Below are 7,015 nucleotides of genomic sequence, written 5' to 3' on the forward strand. Positions count from 1 at the left end.
TCCGCGGAAGGGGCATCCTGCCCCTGCCGCGGACGGCGCACGTCCCTGTGCGCCGCCCCTTCGGGGTTTTTCCCCGCTCTGGCCGCCGCTTCGGAAGGGAACCCGGTAAGTCAAAAGCCAAAGCAACGGCAACAGCAGAAACAACGGCAAGTGCCAAAGCAACAGCAACAGCAACAGCAACAGCCGATGCTGCCGTCTTCTTGACGAGAGAAAACACCAAATCTCACAGCTTCGGTCAGCACCGAGCCACACCGTGCGGCCAGCGCACGATGGACAGAAGCAACGCTCAAGAGATGGCAGTGAAGCGTAAAACCGGACGCTCACCACGACCGGCCTGAAACACAGCACGCCTACTCACAACAGACCGTCGTGCGCCTCGCGGAGCCTCCAGCAGGAATGTCCCGCACATCGAGGACGGGAAAAGGAGGCCGACGACCGGCTTTTCCGATTCCCCATTCCCGTCTTCCCACTCCCACCCCTACAGATCAAACCCCAGCAACAACGGATCGTGATCGGAACTACGCCACGGGCCCGGCAGATCGCGCTCGCGGTAGCCGTCGCTGTCGGGCAGGTCGGCATTGACGTGCCATTCGGCGGCGCCGCGCAACCGCGCCGCCAGCGCCGGGCTCAGCAAGGCGTGGTCGAGGCGGCCGCTGAGGCCGCGGTAGACGAAGCTGTAGGGCTGCGCGACATGCGCCTCCTGCAGCGCGTCGCGCCAGCCGGCGTCGCGCAGCAGGCGCAGCGGGTCTTCCATCGCGTAGGCGTTGAAATCGCCGAGCAGCACACTGGATGTGCTGCCGGTGCCGGTGGGGTCGCTGCGCAACCACGCGTCCAGGCGGCGCGCCGACTCGGTGCGGGTCGCGTTCCAGCAGCCTTGGCCGTCGCCGCGGTCGGCGTCGGCGCCACTGGCTTCGCCGCAGCCCTTCGACTTGAAGTGGTTGGCCACCACCACGAACGGCGCGCCGCTGCCGTGGCGGAAGGCCTGCGCCAGCGGCACCCGGCTGTGCTCGGCGAACGGCCCGCCGTCCAGCACCGCTGGCTTGCCGACCGGGCTCACCCGCGAGGCGCGGTAGATCAGCCCGACCCGGATCGGGTTGTCGCCGGGGCCGCGCCCGGCGTCGACGAAGCGCCAGTCGCCGCCGCCGGCATTGAGCGCGTCGACCAGGCTGGCGATCGCCGAGGTCGGCCCGTAGCCGTCGTTCTCCAGTTCCATCAGTGCGGCGACGTCGGCCTGCAGCGGGCGGATCGTCGCCACCAGCTTGCGCAGCTGCGCCTGGAACTCGGCCGCCGTGCGCGCGCCGCGCAGGGTCGGGAAACCGCCGCCACGGCCGTCGCCGTTGAAGAAGTTCTCCAGGTTGAAGGCGGCGATGCGCAAGGTGCCGTCGACCTGCGGCGGCGCCGGTTCCGGCGGCGGCGTCAGCTGCAGCGCGGCGGTCGGGTACAGCCGTGCCACGCCATCGATCACCCCGCCGACGATGCCCTCCACGTCCTGGACCGTGCTGCCCGCGCGCGGCGGTGCAGCGGCGCTCCCCAGATAGTCCGGGAGTTTTGCCGTTGCCGTTGCCGTTGCCGAAGTCGAAGTCGAAGTCGGCGTCGGCGTCGGCGTCGGCGTCGGCGTCGGCGCACCGAGCGTGCCCAGCCGCAGCCCGCGCCGCGCGTTGTCGGCCACCACCGCCGCCTGCTCGGCGCTGCCGGGCGCGGCCACTTCGCTGGGCTGCCACAGGCGTCCGCCGAAGGCCACGCCCAGTTCGCCGGTCCTGCCCAGCGCGTCGTTGTCGACCACGTTCAGCGGCGCGGCGATGCGCACGCGCATGCCGGCCAGCGCCGACCAGTCGGCCGGCGCCGCGTCGAGCACCTGCAGCGGCAAGGGCTGCGCCCGTGCCAGCACGGTATGCCCCTGCTCCAGCACGCTGCGCCCGACGAAGGCGGTGCCGGCCTTGGCCGATGCCGCGGCCTGCGGCGCCAGTTCGCCCCACACCCGCACGCGGTCGCCCGGGGCCAGGCTGCGCTCGGCATCGCCGCGCACCAGCAGCGCGTCGGCGGTCAGCGGATCGTCGTCGCCGGCGTCCTGCACCAGGTAACCGCTGCCGCCGGCCTCCACCCGCGCGGTGACCACGCCCTCGAACACCACGCCCTGCGCCTGCGGCCCCGGGCGCAACTGCCCGATCGGCAGCAGCGTCGGCGGCGTCAGCGCCTGCGCGGCGGGGGCTGCGACCAGCAGCAACAACGACAACAACGACGGCGGCGGCATGCGCATGCGATCACTCTCCTTGTTTGCGCCGGCACGCGACGGGCGCGGAAACGAATGCGCCGCCCGAAGGCGGCGCAGTGGCGTGCGGGAGGCGCAAGGTTACTTCAGGTTGGCCAGCATCCAGTCCACGGTGGCGTGGATCTGCTCCTCGGTCAGCCCGGGATTGCCGCCCTTGGGCGGCATGATGCCGCCGTCGGGGCCGGTGTAGCCCTCGATGGCGTGCTTGTAGAGCGTCTCCTTGCCCTGCGCGATGCGCTTGTCCCAGTGCGCGTGGTCCAGCGTCGGCGCCTTGCCCACGCCGGTGGTGTGGCAGGCGGTGCACAGGTTGTTGAAGATGGTCTTGCCGTCGGTGGTGCCGCCGTAGGCCGCCTGCGCCGAGGCCTTGGCCAGCGCCGCCGCCTGTGCCGCCGCTTGCGCCGCGGCACCGGTGCTGCCGGCGTAGACCGCGCCGACCGGGGCGATGCGCTCTTCGGTGCGCTTGAGCGCCACCGGCGACACCTCCGGCGGGATGGCCCGCTGCAGGTAATGCGCGAACACGATCAGGCCGAGGGTGATCAGCACCAGCAGGCCGATCACCATCGAGAAGCGCTTGAGAAATTCGAGGTCGTAATTCCGCACATCACACCCCTTTGGCACGTGGTAATCCGGACCACCGCTACGCGACCGAGTATAGCCAGCGTTTGCGCCGCGCGGCACGCCGGGATCGCACGGAATCGCAGGCGATGCGTGCTGCATCGCAGCAGTTCGGCGCAGGCGACGTGCTCGGTCGCGCTCAGGCGCTGCCCACCGCACGCAAGCAGAACCCGCACACCGCCTCGACCAGGCGCTCGCTGTCGCGCGGGCCGTCGCGGCTGGGCGCGGTCGGGCCGACCAGGGCCTCGGTATAGGCGCCGACCAGGCACGCCGCGGCCGCCTCCAGGTCCTGCGCGGGGAACTCGCCCGCGGCCACGCCCTCGGCCAGGATGCCCTTGAACACGTCGCCGAGCAGGCGCCGGCAGCGGATGCGCTCGGCGTCCACCTCCGGTTCCACCGGTTCGGCGATGAAGGCGTAGGCCAGCCCGGGGCCGGCCAGGGCGCGGCGCACGAACGAGGCGATGGCGTCGCGCAGGCGCTGCGCGGCCGGTGCCGGCGCGGCGGCGATGGCGCGCAGGATGGTCAGCTCGTGCTCCACCGCCGCGGTCAGCACTTCCACGAACAGTTCGGCCTTGGACGGGAAATGCCGGTAGATCAGCCCGGTGGAGACCCCGGCCTCGGCCGCCACCGCGGTCACCGGGGCGCCACGGAAGCCGTCGGCGGCGATCAGCCGGCGCGCCGCCAGCAGGATGCGCTGGCGGTTGCCGGCGAGGCGTTCTTCCATCAGGGCGGAGCGTTTGTAGGCCATGGCGTGATTCTAAGTTCAATTAATGAATTTCTGTTCACTTCTTTGCCGTTCCCGGCTACGCTGGGCGCTCTAGCCCGGCGCGGGTCCGATTCTAGGCGCCGCCGGCCATCCGCCATTCCCGGAGTTGCCGCCATGCTGATGCCGTCGTTGAATTTCGAGTTGGGCGAGGAGGTCGACCTGCTGCGCGACAGCGTCGCCGCCTTCGCCGCGCGCGAGATCGCGCCGCTGGCCGAGCAGGCCGACCGCGACAACGCCTTCCCCGCGCCGCTGTGGCGCAAGCTCGGCGAACAGGGCCTGCTCGGCCTCACCGTCGAGGAAGAGTACGGCGGCAGCGCCATGGGCTACCTGGCGCACGTGGTGGCGATGGAGGAGATCTCGCGCGCCTGCGGCGCGATCGGGCTGTCCTACGGCGCGCATTCGAACCTGTGCGTGAACCAGTTGCGCAAGAACGCCAGCCCGGCGCAGAAGGCGCGCTACCTGCCGAAGCTGTGCAGCGGCGAGCACGTCGGCGCGCTGGCGATGAGCGAGCCCGGCGCCGGCTCGGACGTGGTGTCGATGAAGCTGCGCGCCGAGGCCCGCGGCGACCGCTACGTGCTCAACGGCAACAAGATGTGGATCACCAACGGCCCCGACGCCGACGTGCTGGTGGTCTACGCCAAGACCGACCCCAGCGGCGGCGCGCGCGGCATCACCGCGTTCGTGGTCGAGAAGGGCATGCCCGGCTTCAGCACCGCGCAGAAGCTGGACAAGCTGGGCATGCGCGGCTCCAACACCTGCGAACTGGTGTTCCAGGACTGCGAGGTGCCGGCCGAGAACGTGCTGGGCGAGGTCGGCGGCGGCGTGCGCGTGCTGATGTCCGGCCTGGACTACGAGCGCGTGGTGCTGTCCGGTGGGCCGCTGGGGTTGATGGCCGCGGCGCTGGACGTGGTGCTGCCCTACGTGCACGAGCGCCGCCAGTTCGGCGAGCCGATCGGCAGCTTCCAGCTGATGCAGGGCAAGCTGGCCGACATGTACGTGGGCCTCAACGCCTGCCGCGCCTACGTGTATGCGGTGGCGCGCGCCTGCGACGCCGGCCGCACCACCCGCCAGGACGCCGCCGGCGCGATCCTCTACGCCGCCGAGAAGGCCACCTGGCTGACCGGCCAGGCGATCCAGGTGCTGGGCGGCAACGGCTACATCAACGACTACCCGACCGGGCGCCTGTGGCGCGACGCCAAGCTCTACGAGATCGGCGCGGGCACCTCGGAGATCCGGCGCATGCTGATCGGCCGCGAGCTGTTCGAGCGGACCAAGTGAGGCCGTGTGGGAGGCACATCGGCTGTAAGGCCGTTCCGACGTCGCTGCGTCGGGGCTGAAGCCCCTCCCACATTCGCCGCCCACCCTTCCCTCCTCCCTCCACGGCCCAGCCATGAGCGCGATCCAGACCCAGTTGCAACCCGGCAGCGACGCCTTCGCCGCCAATGCCGCCGCGCTGCGCGCGGTGGTCGACGACCTGCACGCCACCCAGGCGCGCATCGCCCTGGGCGGCAGCGAGGCCGCCCGCGCCAAGCACCAGGCGCGCGGCAAGCTGCTGGTGCGCCAACGCATCGATGCCCTGCTCGACCCGGGCAGCGCGTTCCTGGAGATCGCGCCGCTGGCCGCGCTGGGCCTGTACGACGACGAGGTGCCGTGCGCCGGCGTGGTTACGGGCATCGGCCGCGTCTCCGGCGTGGAATGCGTGATCGTCGCCAACGACGCCACGGTCAAGGGCGGCACCTACTACCCGATCACGGTGAAGAAGCACCTGCGCGCGCAGGAGATCGCCCAGCAGAACCGCCTGCCGTGCATCTACCTGGTCGATTCCGGCGGCGCGTTCCTGCCGCTGCAGGACGAGGTGTTTCCCGACCGCGACCACTTCGGCCGGATCTTCTACAACCAGGCCAACCTGTCGGCGCAGGGCATCGCCCAGATCGCCTGCGTGATGGGCTCGTGCACCGCCGGCGGCGCCTACGTGCCGGCGATGAGCGACGAGACGGTGATCGTGCGCGAACAGGGCACCATCTTCCTCGGCGGTCCGCCGCTGGTGAAGGCCGCCACCGGCGAGGACGTCAGCGCCGAGGACCTGGGCGGTGCCGACGTGCACACGCGCATTTCCGGCGTCGCCGACCACTTCGCCGACAACGACCTGCAGGCACTGGCGCGGGTGCGCGCGATCGTCGCCCAGCTCAACTGTCGCAAGCCGCCCTCCGCCCTGGCGCTGCGCACGCCGGAACCGCCGCTGTATCCGGCCGAGGAGCTGTACGGGGTGATTCCGGCCGACCCGCGCAAACCGTTCGACGTGCGCGAGGTGATCGCGCGGGTGGTCGACGGCTCGCGCTTCGACGAGTTCAAGGCGCGCTACGGCACCACCTTGGTCACCGGCTTCGCGCACATCCACGGCTATCCGGTGGGCATCGTCGCCAACAACGGCATCCTGTTCTCCGAGTCGGCACTGAAGGGCGCGCACTTCATCGAGCTGTGCGCGCAGCGCGGCATCCCGCTGGTGTTCCTGCAGAACATCACCGGCTTCATGGTCGGCCGCAAGTACGAACACGGCGGCATCGCCAAGGACGGCGCCAAGCTGGTGATGGCGGTGGCCTGCGCCAAGGTGCCCAAGTTCACGGTGGTGATCGGTGGCTCGTTCGGCGCCGGCAACTACGGCATGTGCGGCCGCGCGTATTCGCCGAACTTCCTGTGGATGTGGCCGAACGCGCGCATCGGGGTGATGGGCGGCGAGCAGGCGGCGAGCGTGCTGGCGACGGTACGCCGCGACGGTATCGCGGCCAAGGGCGGGCAGTGGTCGGACGCGGAGGAGGCGGCGTTCAAGGCGCCGATCCGCGATCAGTTCGAGCGCCAGGGCCATCCGTACTACGCCAGCGCACGGCTGTGGGACGACGGGGTGATCGATCCGGCACAGACGCGGCGAGTGTTGGGGCTTGGGCTGTCGGCGGCGTTGAACGCACCGGCGGAGCCGAGCCGGTTCGGGGTGTTCCGGATGTGAGCCGGCGCATGCGCTCGCGGTGGCAGGCGCGCGCGCGCCGGGATCGGCGGTGGCCACGCAGGTGGTCGCAAGCGATGCGTGGGGCAGTCTGCCCGGCAGTGGCCCGTTTGATCGGCTCTGCGGCAGCGGCCGACGCGACGGCCTTCGCTTTTGCTCCCGCTTTTGCTCCCGCTTTTGCTCCCGCTTTTGCTCCCGCTTTTGCTCCCGCTTTTGCTCCCGCTTTTGCTCCTGCGGTTGCTCTTGCTTTGCCTTTGACTTACCGGGCCCCCTCGGCGCGGCAGCCACGGCGGGGAAAAACCCGAAGGGCGGCGCACATGGATGTGCGCCGTTCGCGGCAGGGGCAGGATGCCCCTTCCGCGAATCC

General features: G+C 70.8%; 5 protein-coding genes and 1 pseudogene. 2 read left to right on the plus strand and 4 right to left on the minus strand.

Translation table 11 applies throughout. The features are described 5' to 3' along the window. The 4 genes and pseudogenes from PIQ37_RS20570 to PIQ37_RS20585 form a co-directional block, all read right to left on the minus strand. Positions 1-180 (minus strand): annotated as a pseudogene (locus tag PIQ37_RS20570) (hypothetical protein); the annotation flags it as partial. A gap of 298 nt (positions 181-478) precedes the next feature. Beyond that, a complete protein-coding gene (locus PIQ37_RS20575; RefSeq protein WP_342074893.1) occupies positions 479-2,257 on the minus strand; it encodes an ExeM/NucH family extracellular endonuclease in 1,779 nt (592 codons plus the stop codon). Between the two features lie 93 nt (positions 2,258-2,350). Beyond that, a complete protein-coding gene (locus PIQ37_RS20580; protein WP_017915253.1) occupies positions 2,351-2,869 on the minus strand; it encodes a c-type cytochrome in 519 nt (172 codons plus the stop codon). 154 nt (positions 2,870-3,023) lie between these two features. After that, positions 3,024-3,632 (minus strand): TetR/AcrR family transcriptional regulator, encoded by a 609-nt coding sequence (locus PIQ37_RS20585; RefSeq protein WP_148829676.1) that lies wholly within the window; start codon positions 3,630-3,632, stop codon positions 3,024-3,026. A gap of 132 nt (positions 3,633-3,764) precedes the next feature. Between PIQ37_RS20585 and PIQ37_RS20590 the strand changes: the two genes are divergently transcribed. Further along, the gene (locus PIQ37_RS20590) at positions 3,765-4,928 is read left to right on the plus strand and encodes an isovaleryl-CoA dehydrogenase (protein WP_010341368.1); all 1,164 of its coding nucleotides are present in this window, start codon (positions 3,765-3,767) and stop codon (positions 4,926-4,928) included. Between the two features lie 112 nt (positions 4,929-5,040). Then, the gene (locus PIQ37_RS20595) at positions 5,041-6,651 is read left to right on the plus strand and encodes a carboxyl transferase domain-containing protein (protein ID WP_342074894.1); all 1,611 of its coding nucleotides are present in this window, start codon (positions 5,041-5,043) and stop codon (positions 6,649-6,651) included. Positions 6,652-7,015 lie beyond the last annotated feature (364 nt).

The organism is Xanthomonas protegens, assembly GCF_038442435.1.
GTDB lineage: Bacteria > Pseudomonadota > Gammaproteobacteria > Xanthomonadales > Xanthomonadaceae > Xanthomonas_A > Xanthomonas_A sontii.

Coding starts and splice junctions, on each gene's coding strand:
- PIQ37_RS20575 (WP_342074893.1), bottom strand. CDS start 2,257: ATGCGCATGCCGCCGCCGTCGTTGTTGTCGTTGTTGCTGCTGGTCGCA.
- PIQ37_RS20585 (WP_148829676.1), bottom strand. CDS start 3,632: ATGGCCTACAAACGCTCCGCCCTGATGGAAGAACGCCTCGCCGGCAAC.
- PIQ37_RS20590 (WP_010341368.1), top strand. CDS start 3,765: ATGCTGATGCCGTCGTTGAATTTCGAGTTGGGCGAGGAGGTCGACCTG.
- PIQ37_RS20595 (WP_342074894.1), top strand. CDS start 5,041: ATGAGCGCGATCCAGACCCAGTTGCAACCCGGCAGCGACGCCTTCGCC.